Annotated in this window: 17 protein-coding genes and 1 tRNA gene; 11 read left to right on the forward strand and 7 right to left on the reverse strand. The window is 67.0% G+C overall.

Features of this window, described 5'->3' with window-relative positions; translation table 11 throughout:
* Positions 1-22: 22 nt before the first annotated feature.
* From AC1DR1_RS09780 to AC1DR1_RS09800, 5 genes are all read left to right on the forward strand, one after another.
* Entirely contained in the window at positions 23-2,302 is a 2,280-nt protein-coding gene (locus tag AC1DR1_RS09780; protein ID WP_476992542.1) for a carbon starvation CstA family protein, read from the forward strand.
* Entirely contained in the window at positions 2,302-2,508 is a 207-nt protein-coding gene (locus AC1DR1_RS09785) for a YbdD/YjiX family protein (RefSeq protein WP_229992743.1), read from the forward strand. The genes AC1DR1_RS09780 and AC1DR1_RS09785 overlap by 1 nt, the downstream gene beginning before the upstream one ends.
* 148 nt (positions 2,509-2,656) lie before the next feature.
* Positions 2,657-3,328 (forward strand): bacterial proteasome activator family protein, encoded by a 672-nt coding sequence (locus tag AC1DR1_RS09790; protein WP_476992528.1) that lies wholly within the window; start codon positions 2,657-2,659, stop codon positions 3,326-3,328.
* Positions 3,329-3,335: 7 nt separating this feature from the next.
* Positions 3,336-3,803 (forward strand): hypothetical protein, encoded by a 468-nt coding sequence (locus AC1DR1_RS09795; RefSeq protein WP_476992529.1) that lies wholly within the window; start codon positions 3,336-3,338, stop codon positions 3,801-3,803.
* A 153-nt stretch (positions 3,804-3,956) separates the two neighbouring features.
* Positions 3,957-4,802, forward strand: coding sequence for an aldo/keto reductase (locus AC1DR1_RS09800; protein WP_476966985.1), 846 nt, complete (start codon positions 3,957-3,959; stop codon positions 4,800-4,802).
* Between the two features lie 184 nt (positions 4,803-4,986).
* Here AC1DR1_RS09800 and AC1DR1_RS09805 read toward each other — a convergent pair whose 3' ends face one another.
* Entirely contained in the window at positions 4,987-5,220 is a 234-nt protein-coding gene (locus AC1DR1_RS09805) for a hypothetical protein (RefSeq protein ID WP_364748192.1), read from the reverse strand.
* Between the two features lie 36 nt (positions 5,221-5,256).
* Positions 5,257-6,279: a hypothetical protein gene (locus AC1DR1_RS09810; RefSeq protein ID WP_476992530.1), complete on the reverse strand. Its 1,023-nt coding sequence runs from the start codon at positions 6,277-6,279 to the stop codon at positions 5,257-5,259.
* A 93-nt stretch (positions 6,280-6,372) separates the two neighbouring features.
* Here AC1DR1_RS09810 and AC1DR1_RS09815 point away from each other — a divergent pair, with 93 nt between their 5' ends.
* A complete protein-coding gene (locus AC1DR1_RS09815; RefSeq protein ID WP_476992531.1) occupies positions 6,373-6,846 on the forward strand; it encodes a hypothetical protein in 474 nt (157 codons plus the stop codon).
* Here the strand turns inward: AC1DR1_RS09815 and AC1DR1_RS09820 are convergent.
* On the reverse strand, positions 6,843-8,219 hold the full coding sequence (locus tag AC1DR1_RS09820; RefSeq protein WP_476992532.1) for an MFS transporter: 1,377 nt from the start codon (positions 8,217-8,219) through the stop codon (positions 6,843-6,845). The two genes, AC1DR1_RS09815 and AC1DR1_RS09820, sit on opposite strands and share 4 nt — an antisense overlap.
* A gap of 359 nt (positions 8,220-8,578) precedes the next feature.
* Here AC1DR1_RS09820 and AC1DR1_RS09825 point away from each other — a divergent pair, with 359 nt between their 5' ends.
* The 5 genes from AC1DR1_RS09825 (at position 8,579) to AC1DR1_RS09845 (ending at position 11,163) form a co-directional block, all read left to right on the forward strand.
* Positions 8,579-8,875: a hypothetical protein gene (locus AC1DR1_RS09825; RefSeq protein WP_229992750.1), complete on the forward strand. Its 297-nt coding sequence runs from the start codon at positions 8,579-8,581 to the stop codon at positions 8,873-8,875.
* A 238-nt stretch (positions 8,876-9,113) separates the two neighbouring features.
* A complete protein-coding gene (locus tag AC1DR1_RS09830) occupies positions 9,114-9,482 on the forward strand; it encodes a hypothetical protein (protein WP_476992533.1) in 369 nt (122 codons plus the stop codon).
* Positions 9,483-9,591: 109 nt separating this feature from the next.
* Positions 9,592-10,230, forward strand: coding sequence for a hypothetical protein (locus tag AC1DR1_RS09835; protein WP_476992534.1), 639 nt, complete (start codon positions 9,592-9,594; stop codon positions 10,228-10,230).
* The gene (locus tag AC1DR1_RS09840; protein ID WP_364748180.1) at positions 10,230-10,454 is read left to right on the forward strand and encodes a helix-turn-helix domain-containing protein; all 225 of its coding nucleotides are present in this window, start codon (positions 10,230-10,232) and stop codon (positions 10,452-10,454) included. Before AC1DR1_RS09835 ends, AC1DR1_RS09840 begins: the two co-directional genes overlap by 1 nt.
* A 103-nt stretch (positions 10,455-10,557) precedes the next feature.
* The gene (locus AC1DR1_RS09845) at positions 10,558-11,163 is read left to right on the forward strand and encodes a hypothetical protein (protein WP_476992535.1); all 606 of its coding nucleotides are present in this window, start codon (positions 10,558-10,560) and stop codon (positions 11,161-11,163) included.
* Positions 11,164-11,547: 384 nt separating this feature from the next.
* Here AC1DR1_RS09845 and AC1DR1_RS09850 read toward each other — a convergent pair.
* From AC1DR1_RS09850 to tmk, 4 genes are all read right to left on the reverse strand, one after another.
* A tRNA-Thr gene (locus AC1DR1_RS09850) sits at positions 11,548-11,620 on the reverse strand.
* Positions 11,621-11,734: 114 nt separating this feature from the next.
* Positions 11,735-13,318 (reverse strand): alpha/beta hydrolase, encoded by a 1,584-nt coding sequence (locus AC1DR1_RS09855; protein WP_476992536.1) that lies wholly within the window; start codon positions 13,316-13,318, stop codon positions 11,735-11,737.
* Positions 13,319-13,377: 59 nt separating this feature from the next.
* Positions 13,378-14,520 carry a DNA polymerase III subunit delta' gene (locus AC1DR1_RS09860; protein ID WP_229992756.1) on the reverse strand — a complete coding sequence of 381 codons (1,143 nt, stop codon included), beginning with the start codon at positions 14,518-14,520 and terminating at the stop codon, positions 13,378-13,380.
* On the reverse strand, positions 14,517-15,197 hold the full coding sequence (tmk, locus tag AC1DR1_RS09865; protein WP_476992537.1) for a dTMP kinase: 681 nt from the start codon (positions 15,195-15,197) through the stop codon (positions 14,517-14,519). Before tmk ends, AC1DR1_RS09860 begins: the two co-directional genes overlap by 4 nt.
* Positions 15,198-15,221 lie beyond the last annotated feature (24 nt).

The following is a 15,221-nucleotide window of genomic DNA, read 5'->3' on the forward strand; positions in this document are numbered from 1 at the left end:
AAACAGCGGCACGCACAGCAGCATGCACGCCACCGCACAACTCGAGGACGGGATCGTTCCAGATCCGTCCCTCCCACCGACATCGGTGGATGAGTCCGTCCGCGACTCCGCGGAACGCACCTGGACGTCCGCCAAGATCGCGCTGTGGGCGGCCATAGCGCTGCTGGGCGGCGTCGCCTGGTTCATGCTCGCAATCATCCGCGGCGAGACCGTCAATGCCATCTGGTTTGTGTTCGCGTCGGTCTGCACGTACCTGATCGGCTACCGCTTCTACTCCAAGGTCATTGAGCGCTACCTGCTCAAGCCCAACGACCGCCGCGCCACCCCGGCCGAATACAAGGCAGACGGCAAGGACTACGTCCGCACGGACCGCAACGTCCTGTTCGGCCACCACTTCGCCGCCATCGCCGGCGCCGGCCCCCTGGTGGGCCCGGTCATCGCGGCACAGATGGGCTACCTGCCCGGCACGATCTGGATCATCATCGGCGTCGTCCTTGCCGGCGCCGTCCAGGACTACCTCGTCCTGTTCTTCTCCATGCGCCGCGGCGGCCGTTCGCTGGGACAGATGGCCCGCGAGGAACTCGGCGTGATCGGCGGTACCGCCGCCCTCGTCGCGACCCTGCTGATCATGGTGATCATCGTCGCCATCCTTGCCCTGGTGGTCGTCAACGCCCTGGGAGAAAGCCCGTGGGGCGTCTTCTCGGTCGGCATGACCATCCCGATCGCCCTCTTCATGGGCGTGTACCTGCGCTTCATCCGGCCGGGCAAGGTCATGGAGGTCTCCCTGATCGGATTTGTGCTGCTCATGGCCGCCATTATCGGCGGCGGTGCCGTGGCAGGCACCGAATGGGGTGCCGCGTTCTTCCACCTGGACAAGGTCACCATCGCGTGGGGCCTCATCATCTACGGCTTCATCGCAGCCATCCTCCCCGTCTGGCTCCTCCTGGCCCCCCGCGACTACCTCTCCACCTTCATGAAGATCGGCGTGATCGTGATGCTGGCCCTGGCCATCATCGTGGTCCGCCCCGAGATCACGGTGCCGGCGTTCAGCGAGTACGCCGGCCGCGACAACGGTCCGGTCTTCTCCGGCGCCGTGTTCCCGTTCCTGTTCGTCACGATCGCCTGCGGCGCGCTGTCCGGGTTCCACGCCCTGATCGCCTCCGGCACCACACCGAAACTGATCGAGAAGGAACGCCAGACGCGCCTGATCGGCTACGGCGGCATGCTCATGGAATCCTTCGTGGCAATCATGGCCCTTGTGGCGGCAATCTCCATTGACCGCGGCATCTACTTCGCCATGAACGCCCCCGTGGCGCTGACCGGCGGGACCGTAGAGACCGCGGCCGCGTGGGTCAACGGCCTGGGCCTGTCCGGCGTCAACATCACGGCCGGCGATCTCGCACAGACGGCCAAGGACGTGGGGGAGCAAAGCATCGTGTCCCGCTCGGGCGGCGCCCCCACCCTCGCCGTCGGCCTTGCCCACATCATGCAGCAGTTCATCGGCGGCACCGCGATGATGGCGTTCTGGTACCACTTCGCCATCATGTTCGAGGCCCTCTTCATCCTCACGGCGGTCGACGCCGGCACCCGCGTTGCCCGGTTCATGCTGCAGGACTCGATCGGCAACTTCGTCCCGAAGTTCAAGGAACACTCCTGGCGCCCGGGTGCCTGGCTCTGCACTGCCATCATGGTGGCCGCCTGGGGCGCGGTCCTGCTGATGGGCGTCACCGACCCGCTGGGCGGCATCAACACCCTGTTCCCGCTGTTCGGCATCGCCAACCAGCTGCTGGCCGCCATCGCCCTCTCGGTCTGCCTGGCCATTGCCGCCAAGCGCACCGCCTTGAAGTACCTGTGGATCGTGGCGGCGCCGCTGGCGTTCGCCGCCGTCGTGACCATCACGGCGAGCTTCTACAAGATCTTCTCGCCCGTTCCGGCGGTGGGCTACTTCGCCAACAATGCAGCCTTCGCCAAGGCTCTTGCGGACGGCAAGACCTCCTTCGGAACCGCCAAGACCCAGGCCGCCATGGAGGCCGTGGTCCGCAACACCATGATCCAGGGATGGCTGTCGATCATCTTCGTGGTGCTGAGCATCATCGTCATCGTCACCGCAGTGATGGCAACCATCAAGGCCCTGCGGAACACGGCCGCGGGGCTTCCCAACGCCGAGAACGAAGACCCCGCCCGGGCCTCCCGTGTCTTCGCTCCGGCAGGGTTTGTTCCCACGGTGGCGGAGCGCGACCTCGTGACCGAGTGGAACCAGCACCCGGCCGGAGAGCGGCTCGAAAAGTCCGGGCACCACTGATGCGGAGCCCGGACGTGAACGCGGTACTTGCCGGGTTCCGCGGGGTTGCCGGGTACCTCGGCGCGGTGCTGGGCGCCGATGCCTACAGGAAGTACCTGGAGCACCATGAGGCCTCTGGACACACCAGCCCTCCCCTGACTGAGCGGGAGTTCTGGCGTGACCGGACCGACCGGCAGGACACCAGTCCGCAGGGTCGGTGTTGTTGAGCCGGTGTCGCTGAGCGGGCGCTGCTGAGCAGCTGTCCGGCAGGGGCCGGGGGAGGGGCGGTGCCGGGCACGAGAGTGTCCGACGCCGCCCCCTCCGCTTCCGGCGGACGCCGGGTCCGCGTCGCCCGACGCGTGAGAGTATGAAGCCATGAGCGATCAGCACGACACTCAGTCCGGCGCCCAAACTGCCGACGACGTGCCCGTCGAAGGCACGCCCCTGGACGACACCCTGCCCGGTACGCCCTTGGCACCACCGGCCACGGCCGGCCACGCCGGTGGACCCGGTTCCGGGCCCAGGCCGCCCCGGGGAAGCGAACTTCAGGACCTCGTGGACCAACCCGCGAAGGTCATGCGGATCGGCACGATGGTCAAGCAGTTGCTGGACGAGGTGAAGTCCGCGCCCCTGGACGACGCGGCCCGCGTCCGGCTGGCTGAAATCCACGACCGTTCCATCAAAGAACTCGAGGACGGCCTGGCTCCTGAGCTTGTTGAGGAGCTCGAGCGGATCAACCTTCCCTTTCCGGAGAATGCCACCCCCTCCGACGCGGAACTGAGGATCGCCCAGGCCCAGCTGGTCGGCTGGCTTGAGGGACTGTTCCACGGCATCCAGACGGCCATCGCGGCGCAGCACGCCGCCAGGGAGCACGCTTACGCCCAGATGCAGTTGCGCCAGCTGCCGCCCGGCACCGTGATCGCACCGGGCGTCATCATCGGGGAGAACGGCGAGCCGGTCCGGGCCGCAGCGCCGCGTCGCGGCGCGGATTCCTCGGAACCGCCCGAACCCGCAGACCCGGACCACGGTCCGGGCCAGTACCTTTAGCGCGACCTTGGGCTTCTTCAGCGCAGCCCGGCAAGGCCGCAGGGACGACGCCGAACTCGGCAAAGGCCTCTGGCGGCGCGCCCATGACCGGTTCAACCGCGGACTTGACCGCTACCACCAGGTCCTCGAGGGGGTCGAGGACGAGACGCTGTACGGCGAGCTCGTCGACATCGCCAACCAGCTCTCCGCGCTCGCGCCCCGGGTGCGGCAGGTCTGCGTGGAGGCCCAGCGGCGGTTTCCCAGCGAAGGATTGGATATCCCGGGGCCGCTGGCTGGCGTTCACCGGGCCCTGTCGACGGCAGGCAATTCCCTGGCCATGACGGCTGAGGCGGCCGCGATGCTCCGGCTCGCCGTTGGGCCGGTCCCGGCGGGGGCCGCGTCGGTGCGTCGGCGCGCCGATTCCGTGCTGGAGCAGGTCCACGACGCAGAGCGGCGGCTTGCGGAGGCCTACGGCGACGGGCCGACGCCGACCTGAGTCGTTCCGCTCATTGGCGCCCGGTGATGGCTTGGCTCCGGCTTTGCCGGCATCCCTGATAGTCCCTGAGATTTCCTGTATTCCCGGTTACGCGCCTAGCTTAGCTTCGCCCTGACGCTGGCCGCACGGCGCCGATGTTGGCAGGATACTTATATGACTTTTTCACCGGAACTGACTTTCAATGACGGCAACACCATCCCCCAGCTTGGCTACGGGGTGTGGCAGGTTGAAGATGACGTGGCCGAAAAGGTGGTTGTGCAGGCGTTCGAGGCCGGCTTCCGCCACATCGACACGGCAAAGATCTACGGCAACGAAGCAGGCGTGGGCCGCGCCATTGAGCGCTCCGGCCTCAAGCCCGAGGAAATTTTCATCACCACCAAACTGTGGAACGCGGACCAGGGCTACGAGTCCACCCTGAAGGCGTTCGAGGAGTCCATGCAGCGGCTGGGCCTGGAGACCCTGGACCTGTACCTGATCCACTGGATGCAGCCCAAGCAGGACAAATACGTCGACACCTGGAAAGCCCTCATCGAACTCCAGAAGCAGGGCCGGGTGAAGACGATTGGCGTCTCCAACTTCACCAAGGAGGGCCTGCAGCGCCTGATCGATGAGACCGGCGTGGTTCCGGCCATCAACCAGGTCGAGCTGCACCCGTTCTTCAGCCAGGCCGAACTGCGCGAATTCAACGCGTCCAAGGGCATCCTCACCCAGGCCTGGTCGCCGCTGGGCCAGGGCGGGGAGCTGCTCGAGAGCCCTGTCATCTCCGAGATTGCCGCCAAGCACGGCGCCACCCCGGCCCAGGTTGTCATCGCGTGGCACCTGGCCATCGGCAACGTGGTCATCCCGAAGTCGGTCACCGAGTCCCGGATCCGCGAGAACTACGCGGCCCTGGACGTCACCCTCGACGAGACCGACCTCCAGGCCATCAACGGACTGGACCGTTCCGCCGAAGACGCCGGCCGGATCGGCCCGGATCCGGCTGTCTCCGACTTCGCCTAAGCAACAGTCCCACGACGCCGGCAGCCAGCTGACGTTCGCACAGGGCCTCCACCCCGCACAGGGTGGAGGCCCTTCCTGCGCTCAGGCTCATTCCCGCGGCCGCGCCCGTTCCCGCGGCCCCGCCTGCCGGTACCGTGACACCCGCCGGGACCGTGAAGCCTCCGAAATAGACGCCGCTCCGGAGTCAGGCGGCGGCCCGGCGCTCTTTCGCCGGGATGGCATCGACGACGGCCCAGCCGTCCTCGCCCGCCACGCACCGGCTGGCGAAGCGGTCCGCGGCGGCAGCGTCATCGAAGCTCTCGGAACGGATCCGGCCGCAGTCTGTGTCCAGGTAGGTGACCTCGAAATACAGTGCGCCATCCTGTGCGCCGTTGAAACCCGGCTGGAACCTCTGTTGGAAATTCTGGTTGTTCTCCATGATTCCAGTGTGCAACCGACCTCCGACAGGAAGACTTCACCCCTCCGGCGTGTTGCCGAGCCGCAGCACCCGCTCCCGCGCCAGGACTTCCTTGCGGCGCTGCCGGTCCGCGGCCCGTGCCGTCTGCTGCGCAAGGGCCGCCGCCAGCTCGTGACGCTTCCGTGCTCCCTTGAGCTCGGCTTCAACTACGTCCAGACGCCGCCTGAGATCGCGCGCCTCATCGGCCAGCCGAGTGCTTTCCGCCATCGCCTCCGCCAGCTCCGCGGCCGCGCGGCGTGCGTCCCCGGCGGCCTCCGCGGCGGCCTCTTCGGCCGCTTCCAGGCCGGTCCGCGCCCGTTCCACAGCCGACGGCGTGGGCGCCACATGTGCTTTCCCGACGGCCCGGAGGCGGGGTTGTTCCGGTGACTTTCCACCGGCAGCCTCGCCGCGGTGCGCGGCCCGGGCCGCCGGTTCGCTCCCACGGGCCCCGGGCGCCCCGCCGCCGGCCGTTCCGCGCGCGGCTCCGGTACCCAGTGCGGCCGCCACCTGGCTCCCCGGGACAGCAACGGCGCCGGCGAGATCGACGACGTCGACCCCGTCCGCCGAGAGTGTCCGGAGCAGACAGCCGCTTTGCACGGCAGCCGCGGCACCCGGGTCGGCGGTGGCGGCACGCAGGGTCTGCTCCACGTCCGTCGCCACGCCGGCGCTGATGGCCCGTCCGTGCTGGGCGGCCAGGGCGTGTGCTGCCTTTACCGCGCCGGCGAGAAGCTGGCGCCGCTGCTGCGCGAGGCGGCGGAGGTCGGCTGCATCCAGGGCGTCCTGCGCGGCCTGCATCGAGGTTCCCAGCCCAGCCAGCTCCCGCAGGATTTCGGGGCTGTGCGCCGCCAGCATGTTCACTGCCCACGCCGCCACCGACGGTTTGGGCAGGGCCCGGACTTCGGCTGCCAGGGCGCGCTGCTCGGCCGCGGTGAGGCCAACGGCGGCGACGTCTTTGGCCGCGGCCGTTCTTGCCGCCACGAACTCGCCGTACGGCAGTGCATACAGCGGCCCGGCAATGCCCTCGAGTTCCCGCGTTCCCATGCAAGAATCATAGGAGTCCGGCCCCGCCACGAAAGCCCAGCTCGTGGCACCGTCATGAGAGCAGGCGGCGCCAGGTTGCGGAGGAGTGTTCACTTGATCGAAATTGGCGGGCTGCCGGCCCACATCTTGCTCGTCCACGCCGTGGTGGTGCTCGCGCCGATTGCAGGTCTGGGCGCCATTGTCTATGCCGCGGCACCGCGCTGGCGGACCTACCTGGCGTGGCCCCTGGGCGTGTTGTCGTTGGGGCTGGTTCCGGTGACTCTGCTGACGGCGCAGGCAGGCGAGCAGCTGGAGAAGGCACGTCCGGCGTCGGCCCTGATTCACGAGCACGCCCAGCAGGGCGATGTGCTCAAGGTGGTTTCCGTGATCTTTTTCGTCCTGTTCGCGGCGATGCTGGTGGTCACGTATGAACCCTTCGGCCGGAGGCTGGCGTTCCTCGGTGGACTTCGAGACATCAGGAGCGTCCGAGTGGCGCTCCTGATCGCCGGCGTCGTGACAGGCGCCTTCTTCATCTACCAGAGCATCATCACGGGACATTCGGGCGCGGCGTCCGTCTGGGCGCGCTAAGTCCGCCCATCGGCGGGCCCGTGAGCCGGTGACGGGTGCCGGGCTCTGCGCAGCGTTACGACCAGAAGGACCAGGGCCGTTGCCTGGAGGGCGGCAACGGTAATGATGAGCGCCGGCCGCGCGCTGTAGAGCGACCCGTACAAGGCCCCGCCGACCAATGCACCGGCCCCCTCGAACGCCGCGAACACCCCGTATGCCGTGCCCTGCCGGGGCTGGGGCACCAGATCTGCGACCAACGCCTTGACCGTGGAGTCCTGGATACCCATGGCGGTGCCCCAGACCAGGACGCCGGCCAGAACGAGCCCGGCGCTCGGCGCCAGGGCCAGTACTGGCACCCCTGCAATCAGCACGGGCAGCGCCAGGAGCACGGCCGCCCCGGCGCGATCGTAAATGACGCCACTGGCGAGGGCCCCGATGGCGGCGGCGCCCATGGCGCCGGCGTAGAGCAAGGGGACCACCGGGACGGGCACGGCCACGGCGGCCGTCAGATGGTAGGAGATAACGCCGAACGCCACGAGCCCGGCGCTCCAAAAGAATGCGGCAGCGGCAAACAGGATGAAGGGGCCGGAAATCGCCGACGGCGGCCGGCCGGCAGCCTTCCCTTGGGCTGGCGCCGTGCCGGAGTGCGAACCGCGCGGCGTCGCCGCGGGCGCGGCCTCCGGCCCCGGGAAGACGACGGGGTCGGCGTCGGGCGCTGGCGTGTCCGCGCCGAGTTCCTGGACCCGGCGACGCAACCAAACGAGAATCGCCAGCGCCGCCACCGCCGGAATGACGAGCACCGCAAAGGCTGCCGGCAGCGAGCCGGTGGCAACCAGGACCGCCGAAACGAGCAACGGGCCCAGGAGCGCCCCGGCCAAGTCGAGTGATTTGTGGACGGCGAAGCCGCGGCCCCGGCCAACCGGCTGGACGGCGGCGGCGAGCAGCACGGTTTTCGCCGGGCTGCGGACAGCCTTGCCAACCCTGTCCCCGATGATGAGCACGGCCGCCAGGACCAGTCCGGCGGTCCCGGCGAGGGGCGTCAACGCCAGCAGCGGTACGCACAGCGCCGTGAGGGCATACCCGGCCATCGTGAAGGTCCAGTACTTCCCGGTGCGGTCCGCCCAGGGGCCGAATACCAGCCGGAGTCCCTGGGACGCGGCCTCCGCGGCGCCGGTCACGAGACCGACGAATAGCGCGGACGCGCCGAGCTGGGCGAGTAGGGGACCTCCCAGGGGGCGGGCGCCGTCGGACACCATGTCAGTGGCGAGGCTGACCAGGCCGAATCCGACAACCGGGCCCCATAGCCGGCGCAGCCGATTGTCGGGTTGGCCTCCGGGCCGCGGCGGCGGGAATTCCTGCTGGCGGGCTGGCAGCCAGCGCCCGGGCCGTTCCATTCACTAAGGCTGGCGGACGGCCTGGAAAAAGACAATACGCAGGTCAGGTCCTTGTGGCCGGGTCGAGGCGCGGAAGGAAATTTTGACCAAAGTGGCTTTTTCTTGCCTGCGGCTTGGTACTTTTTGACAGCCGATCCGCACTGTGCGGGCCGGGGGACCCACAATGACGGATTGAAGGCTTCACAACCATGAGCTCACCCCAGTAACAGGGCTATGGCGGTACTGACGGTGGTCCGCGGGACTCACGTTGACCTCACTCCGCGACGTATTGACGACTGCCCGGCTCGGGCGTAGACCGTGCCGTATCAAACCAATCGCAGGCCGTTGCCTTGCGGCCTGCCGCCTGTGAGGAGAAGACAATGGCCGTCGCAGTCATCATGGAATTTGCCGGTGCCACGCTGGAGCAATACGACCAAGTCATCGGCAAGATGGGCCTTACGCCCGGAGGGCCCGCGCCGGTTGGCGCCCTCGGCCACTGGGTGGCCGCCACCGACGACGGGATCCTCGTTACCGACCTATGGGAGACGAAGGAGCTCTACGACGCCTTTGCGAAGGACCAGATCGGCCCGTTCTCTGCTGAAGTCGGTATCCCCGCGCCGCCTACGGTGAAGTATCTGGACGTCCACAATTACTTCACCCCTGGGGCCAGTGCCTGACCGAAGTGAGCGGGCGGAAACTGGGACCAGGATCCGGTACGCGCCGAGGACTACGACGGAACCCCCGGAAATCATTGATTTCCGGGGGTTCTTCTCGAACTGGCGATCTGGTCGGTTTCTCCGCCAGCCACCTGCCAGCCCGTTGTCCGCCGTGGCAGACATGAGTCCTTGCGCCGGCGGCTGCCGAGGAGGACGGCACCGGAGTAGCCTGACAGCAGAAGCGAGAAAGGCATGGACCATGCGCATTCTTCAGACATCCACCGACGCCCTCAACGTCACACGGATCGACAGGATCGCCTATCTCAACGCTGAAGAGCGGACATTTCTGACCACAACAACCGGCCGGCCGGATTTCGCCACTCCCGGTCAGGGGGAAGTCATCGCCGACATGGGGCGGGCCGTTCCAGTCACCTTGGCCTACATCGATGACCCGCTCGAAGGGAGCCTCATCATCGCGCGCCTCACGGACTTGATTGCAAACTACGACTGGCCTGTCATCAGATTCTCCGACGTTCGGGAAGACGCCCGGAAAAAGGTCGCCGAAATCCGGTACAGAGAATCCGAGGATAACGCCGAGCCAGACCGTATCGACCCGCACGAAGACTAGTCCGGGCAGCGGCCCGCCAGCCCGGAGAATCCGGCTGGACCACCGGAGGATCAGCGGGTAGTTTATCGACTATCGTTATTAACGAATGTCGATATGCCTTGGGGGGACGATGAAACTGACGAAAAATGACACCCGGCCGGAGAACGGCGGGAAGAAGGTCGTATCCAGAGCGGACGCAGTCGTGTTCATGATCGCCTCGGCGGCCGTTGCTGTGCTGACGACAGTGACGACTGTTGCCGGCATCATCGGCTACACCAGCGGTCCAGTGACGCTGGTGCTTCCGGTGGCCACGGCGAATCATGCCGCCACGGGCCTCCTGCCGGGGGTGACCGGACACTTTACGGCCATGGAAGCCACCCTTCCGAGTCTTCCGTCAGGTCCCGGAGAGCTTTTGGCATGGGCCGATTCGCTGAACCAGATCGGCTTCCTGGCTCTCCTTGTTTTGGTGTTCCTGCTGGCCCGCCGGCTCCGGAGTGAGACTCTGTTCACTTCCGGATCCGCATGGATCGTCGGTGCCTGCGGCGCCGCCCTGACCGTGTTCGGGACCGTGGGGCAGATTCTTGACTCCATTGCACGCAGCCGGCTGGCAGAACTGATCGGTGCCAACGCCCGCACCCCGGGGGAGGCCTACAGCTTCTCGGCTGACTTCAACCTCGCTCCGGTGTTGCTGGGCCTGGTCCTGGTGCTCGTCGCCGGTGTCTTCCAGTTCGGCCGCCGCCTTCAGCAGGACACGGATGGCCTGGTCTGATGCCGGCAGACGACTCCACTGATATTCACTGCCGCCTCGACGAACTTCTGGGGGCTCGGGGTATGACCCTGACGGAGCTGAGTAAGCAGGTCGGGGTGAGTCTGGTGAACCTGTCGGTGCTCAAAAACGACCGGGCGAAGGCGATCAGGTTCTCCACGCTGACGGCAATCTGCGAAGCGCTGGACTGTCAGGTGGGGGACCTGCTGGTGACCGCGCGGCGCTGACCCCGGCTTCTACTTTTCACAGCAAGGAACTCCGTATTTCCGCTGAATCAGCGGAAATACGGGATTCTTCTCGAGCTTCCTGCCAGAATCGAACTGGCGACCTTTGCTCGGCACGAACCACAAGACGTCCCCGCCGATCCACCAGCGGGCCGCCGGCCTCCGGACCGCGACTTGCACCACACTGGAGTACCTCTACGCAGGCTCCTACACGCCACGGGACCTCCTGCCACTCGCAAGCAACCGCAACCTGACCACGATCAGAATGAAGGACCGTCCACGCCTCGAGTCCCTGAACGGGGTTGACGCGTTCGCCTCATTGGAGGAGCTCGGAATCTTTGGTGCCCCCCTGCTGAAAGATGTGACAGACCTCGGCTCTGCCTCTGCGCCTAAGACGCTGCGGAGACTGGCTCTGCAATCATGCCGTGGTGTGTCCACCCTCGATGAGATCGGCCTCCTCACCGGGCTGACCTACCTGAACATCGCTGAGTCCGGCGATATTGCATCATTCGCCCCGCTTGCCAACCTCCGCCACCTGAAGACGCTGCATGCTTACGGAACTACGCGGGTGGTCGACGGCGATCTGTCCGCCCTCACGGGGCTGACGGAACTTACCGATCTCCGCCTGAAGGGCAGGCGCGACTACCATCCGTCACTGAAGACCATCGAGGACCAAATTCAACGCCGGGTCCTGGCGAGCCACGCCAGCTGACAATGGTTTCGGGGACGACCCGTCCGCGCCGCGGGGAGGCAGGGCTTCGCAACGAATGAGCGGACTGCTGTCAGAGCTGGCCGGTGCAGGCTACCCGGTCGCCTCGGTCTCGGAACTGCGGGACTCGGGATTGCGGTACGCCGCTCTGACTGGTTCCTGAGTCTCACAGACTCTAGTTTGGTGCTACACGATCGGAACACCGGGGCCCTATTCCCTCACCTTGAAGTCACAGCGCCCGGGCCAGGTGAGACGCTCGCCTAGAATCCCCGCGCGCAGAACAGAGTGCGGGGATTCGTTTACCAGGGCCTCGTACGTCCATCTCGCCGCAACCAACAAAAAACCCCGTATCCCTGCTGAATCAGCGGAGATACGGGGTTCTTCCCGAGCTTCCTGCCAGAATCGAACTGGCGACCTTCTCATTACGAGTGAGACGCTCTACCAACTGAGCTAAGGAAGCAACCACATGAATGCCCGGCGAACCGGGCGGATCATGCAAGAGACAACTGTAATAGAGTCCCGGCGTCCGGGTCAAAATGAGCGGCAGAAGCCGCCTTGCGGCCCCATCGCGGTCCTAGCAGACAGTGTTGTCCGCCGGGGCTTTGCCGTCCACCAGGTAGTCGTCGACGGCGTTGCCGATGCAGCTGTTGGAGCGGCCGTAGGCCGTGTGGCCCTCGCCCTTCCATGTCAGCAGCGAGGCGTTGCCGAGCTGCTTGCGCAGGGCGCTGGCCCATTCCACGGGGGTAGCCGGATCGCCTGTGGTCCCAACAACAACAATCGGGGCCGAGCCCTTGTACTCAGCCGCGGCAGGGGTCCGGGCGTTCTTGTACGGCCAGTCCTTGCAGTTGCTTCCGCCGTAGGCGAAGTAGTAGCCCAACGTTGGCGACAGCTGGCGCAGCTTCTGGTCCTCGGCCCGCATGGAAGCGGTGTCGGACACCATCGGGTAGTCCAGGCAGTTGATGGCGTTGAAGGCGAAGGTGCTGTTCGACGTGTAGGTGCCGCTGGGGTCCCTGTCGGCGCCGAAGTCGGCCAGCTGGAGCATGCCCGTGCCGTCGCCGGCCAGGGCGGTTGCGAGCGCCCGGGTGAGGATCGGCCAGTTGTCATTGTTGTAGAGCGGGATGATGAGGCCGCTGACAAACGTCGAACCCGAGACCTTCCGGCCGTCCTTCGCCGGCAGCGGGTTCGCCTCCGCCGCGGTGATGGCGTTGTGGATCTGCTGGACGCCTTCCTCGGTGCTTCCCGTGAGCGGGCAACCGCTGCTCTGCTGGCATTTTGCGACGTAGGCGTGGAGGGCCTTCTCGAAGGCCACGGCCTGCCCGCTGGTCAGTTCCTCGTAGCTCAGGGACGGGTCAATGGCGCCGTCCAGGACCAACCGGCCAACGTTGTCCGGAAACAGCGACGCATAGGTGGAGCCCAGGAGGGTCCCATAGGAGTAGCCGAGGTAGTTCAGCTTCGCGTCGTTGGCCACCCCGCGGAGGATGTCGAGGTCCTTCGCGGCGCTGATCGTGTCGATGTGGGCCAGGACCGGGCCGGTCTTCTCCACGCACTTGGCCGCGATGGCCTTGTTGTCGGCGAGGGCCGCGTCCAGTCCGGCGTCGGTGTCCAGAGCGTAGATCTTGGCGCGGGACGCGTCGCGTTCCTTGTCTGTCAGGCACGTGACCGGGGCGGAGCGCTTCACGCCGCGGGGGTCGAAGCCCACGATGTCATAGGCGGAGCGGACCTTGTCCGAGATGTTGGTGTTGGCCGCGTCCCGGACGAAGTCGTAGCCCGAGCCGCCCGGGCCACCCGGATTGACCAGCAGGGTGCCCTTCTTGGCGCCATTCGTGGCTAGCTTGATGGCGGCAAGCTCAATGCGGTCGCCGTCGGGCTTGCTGTAGTCCAGCGGAACCTTGACCTTGGCGCACTGGAAGCTGCCCTCACACGGCTTCCAGTCGACCTGCTGGGAGTAGTAGCTGCGCAGGTCCTCGGGCGCCGCCGCCACAATTGATGGGTCCGCCTGCCCCGGTGTCCCCGATTTGGCGGCACTCGGCCCGCCGTCGCCCCCGCCGCCGAAAAGAGTGCACGAGGCCAGTGAGAGGGCCAGGGCCGCGGCACCGACGGCCCGCATGCCGATCGCCAGGGATCGGGATCTTGCGGACTGGGGTCGAGCAGGCTTCATGCGGTTCTCCTTGGAGGATAGGAACGGAGCGAAGATGTTCGTTGGAGCGGCCGGGACCGTCAAATAAGGCTGGACGCCATGGACTCGATCGTCAGCAGCGGAGCCACGTTGGTGGTGGTGATCCGCGTGCGGGCCTTGTTGACGGCGTCCATGCGGGCAAGGGTCACTTCGGCGGTGGAGCGGGAGGCGAAGTCTTCGAGTTCGCTTCTGAGTTCAACGTTGACGAGCTCCACGGCGTTCCCCATCTGGATGATCAGGACATCCCGGTAAAAGGACAGCAAATCCGTCAGGGTACGGTCAAGGGAATCGGTGATGGAGCGCTTGGCCCGGCGCTTCTGGTCGTCCTCGAGCTGCTTGACCTGGCTCCGCATGGCCGGCGGCAACGTGCCGCTCTCGGGCGCCCCGAGGGTGGCCAGCAACGCGGTCTTCTCGGCGGCGTCACGCTCGTCATTGGAGCTGTTGGCTTCCTCGGTGGCGATCTTGACCAGCTTTTCGGCCATCATGACCGCCGCGGTGACGCCGCGAAGGGACAGCGGAAACCGCACCGTCTCAAGGCGGCGCTCCCGGGCCTCCGGGTCCCGGGCCAGGCGGCGGGCGATCCCCACGTGGCTTTGCGCGGCGCGGGCCGCGCGCTCGGCAACCGCCGGGTCCACGCCGTCGCGCTTAACCAGCAGGGCCGCGACGGCGGCGGCCGGCGGAAGCCGCAGCGCCACTGGCCGGCAGCGGGAGCGGATCGTCACGAGGACATCGGCGGGGGAGGGCGCGCAGAGCATCCAGACGGTGCGGGGAGTGGGTTCCTCGATGGCCTTGAGCAGCACGTTGGTGGTCCGCTCGGCCATCCGGTCCGCATCCTCCACCACGATGATCCGCCACCGGGCCGACGAGGGCCGGTTCCCGGCGGTGGACACGAGCTCGCGTGCCTCATCGATGGTGATAGTGACCTTCTCCGTGCGCACGAACGCGACGTCGGAATGGGTCTCGCCGAGGATGGTCAGGCACGCCGGGCATTCGCCGCAGCCGCGCAGGCTGACGTCCTCCTGGTCACAGTTCAGGGCCGCAGCGAAGGCCTTCGCGGCGTTGGAACGGCCGGAGCCGGGCGGGCCGGTGAAAAGCCACGCGTGCGTTAGCCCCTCACCCTGGGCCGCCTGGCGCAGCTGGGCCACGACGGCGTCCTGGCCCTGAAGATCGTCCCAGACGGTCATGCCATGCTGCTTTGGGTGACAGCCAGCAAGGTTTCGACGCGCTCGAAGATCCGGGCCGCGAGTTCGGCGACGGGCAGGCGGGCGGGCAGCACCAGATAGGCTTCGGGCCTTGCCGCTGCCAGGTCCAGAAAGGCCGCCCGGATCTTGGCGTGGAATTCGTCGGCCTCGGACTCGAGGCGGTCTTCGGGGGCTTCGCCGGCTGTGCGCCGTTGCCGGCCAACAGCGGGCTCGACGTCGAGAAGTACCGTCAGGTCCGGCTGCAGGTCCGATGTCGCCCAGGCATTGATGTCCCGGACCGCCTCCGTCCCGAGGCCGCGGCCGGCGCCCTGGTACGCGACCGAAGAGTCGATGTACCGGTCCGTGAGGACGATCTCGCCGCGTTCCAGGGCGGGCCGGATGACCTGGCTCGCGTGCGCGGCACGGGACGCCGCGAAAATAAGGGCCTCGGTACGGGCGTCGATGTGGCCGTGGCCGTGATCCAGCACGAGGGAACGCAGCTTCTCGCCGATCGCGGTGCCGCCCGGTTCCCGGGTCCGCAGCACTGTGAAGCCCCCTGATTCCAGCGTTTTGGCGAGTTCGGCCGCCTGCGTGGACTTGCCGGCGCCGTCTCCGCCCTCGAAGGCAATAAACAGTCCGGGCAACGGTCGGCGGGCCGCTCCGGGGCTCTGGGTAGTCACCGTTCAAGAGTACCGACAATCACC

This window comes from Arthrobacter sp. P4_F10, from assembly GCF_056401435.1.